This is a genomic window from Deltaproteobacteria bacterium PRO3 (genome assembly GCA_030263375.1).
In the GTDB taxonomy this organism is placed as follows: domain Bacteria; phylum UBA10199; class UBA10199; order DSSB01; family DSSB01; genus DSSB01.
In genome coordinates this window covers 1-2,092 of record SZOV01000189.1, presented here as the reverse complement: position 1 = coordinate 2,092, position 2,092 = coordinate 1, and the positions used below count along the sequence as shown (strand labels likewise).

1 protein-coding gene is annotated in these 2,092 nt (G+C 63.4%); it reads right to left on the bottom strand.

Annotated elements, in window-relative coordinates; translation table 11 throughout:
- A partial coding sequence (locus FBR05_15200; protein ID MDL1873526.1) for an AAA family ATPase occupies nt 1-1,795 on the bottom strand: 1,795 nt, incomplete at its 3' end.
- Between the last annotated feature and the right edge of the window lie 297 nt (nt 1,796-2,092).

The window sequence follows — 2,092 nt, the reverse complement described above, 5'->3', positions numbered from 1 at the left end:
GGTTGGGATCCTGCAGGCCCGCGCGGGCGCGGCGCACGGCGTTGGCGACCTTCTGCAGGGCCTCGTCCTGGCCGACGACGCGCTGTCGCAGGCGGTCTTCCATGTGCAAGAGCTTTTCCACCTCGCCCTCGAGCATTTTGGAGACCGGGATGCCGGTCCACTTGGCGACGACCTCGGCGACGTCCTCGGCGTCGACCTCTTCTTTGAGCATCTTCTGCTCTTTCTGCAGCTCGGCGAGCTGGGCGTTGAGCGCGGCCAATTCCTTCTCGAGGCCAGGCAACTGGCCGTATTTCAGCTCGGCGGCGCGGTTGAGGTCGCCGGCGCGCTCGGCGCGCTCGGTCTCGATCCGAACCTGCTCAATCTTTTCCTTGGCCTGGCGGATCTTGTGGATGGCCTCCTTCTCGTTCTTCCAGTGGGCCTTCAGCTTGGCGCTCTTCTCGCGGAGCGCGGCCAAGTCTGCTTGCAGCTTTTGCAACCGCTCTTGGGAGGCCGGATCCTTTTCCTTTTTAAGCGCCTGTTCCTCGATCTGAAACTGCAGGACCTTGCGCTCGATCTCGTCGATCTCGACGGGCAGGCTGTCGATCTCCATGCGCAGGCGGCTGGCGGCCTCGTCGATCAGGTCGATGGCCTTGTCGGGCAGGAAGCGGTCGGTGATGTAGCGGTGCGAGAGGGTCGCGGCGGCCACCAGGGCGCTGTCCTGGATGCGCACGCCGTGGTGGACCTCGTAGCGCTCTTTGAGGCCGCGCAGGATGGCGATGGTGTCCTCGACGCTGGGCTCGCCCGCGAAGACGGGCTGGAAACGCCGCTCCAGGGCCGGGTCTTTCTCGATGTGCTTGCGGTACTCGTCGAGCGTCGTCGCGCCCACGCAGCGCAGCTCGCCGCGGGCCAGGGCCGGCTTGAGCATGTTGGAGGCGTCCATCGCCCCCTCCGCCGCGCCGGCGCCGACCAGGGTGTGCAGCTCGTCGATGAAGAGGATGATCTCGCCCTCGGACTCGACCACCTCTTTGAGCAGGGCCTTGAGCCGGTCCTCGAACTCGCCGCGGTATTTGGTGCCGGCCAGCAGGCCGCCCAGATCGAGGGCGACCAGGGTCTTGTCGCGCAGGCTCTCGGGGACGTCGCCGTTGACGATGCGCTGGGCGAGACCCTCGACGATGGCGGTCTTGCCGACGCCGGGCTCGCCGATCAGGACGGGGTTGTTCTTGGTGCGGCGGGACAAGACCTGCATGACGCGGCGGATCTCGTCGTCGCGGCCGATCACGGGGTCGAGCTTGCCGCGGCGCGCGAGGTCGGTCAGGTCGCGGGAATAGCGCTTGAGGGCCTGGTACTTGGCCTCGGGGTTTTGGTCGGTGACGCGGTGGGAGCCGCGGATCTCCAGCAAGACCTTGAGCAGGGCGTCGCGCTTCACGCCCTGCGAGGCGAGCAGGCGCTGGGCCGAGCTGCCCGACGTGTCGACGATGGCCAGCAGGAGGTGCTCGGTGCTGACGAATTCGTCTTTCAGCTTGGTCGCCTCCTGATGGGCACTCTCGAGGACTTTTTTCAAGTTTTGCGAAAGGTATTCTCCCGAGGAGCCGCTGACCTTCGGAAATTTTTCGATGTCCTTGAGCAGGGCCTCGCGAAAGGGCCCGAGATGGACCCCCAGGCGCTGGAGGATGGGCTTGACCAGCCCCTCGTCCTGATCGACCAGGGCGAGCAGGAGATGGTCGGGCTCGACCTGTTGGTTGCCGTGCTCCGCGGCCCGGTGCTGGGCCTCGAGGACGGCTTCTTGGGCTTTGAGGGTGAATTTATCCAGTCTCATGGGTCGTTAGCATTAATTGGGGACTCTATTCCGACGAGTCAAGCCCCGCCGTGTTATATTAGCGAAATTTCATCGGAAGTTAAAAGCAATCATTACGGCGTAAATTTCGATTTCAAAGGACATTTTCCAATTTGCGGCGACCGGCTGGAAATCGGAATACTCCCCGGAATACTACAGCCCGGTCGGGCTACTCGCGAAAAAAAAGCTGGTTCGCACGAAAATTTAGGGTCTTCCTTCGTCAGCCCCTAAATTTTGTGCTCTCTCAGCTTTTTTTCCGCTCCTACGCCCTCCCTCCTG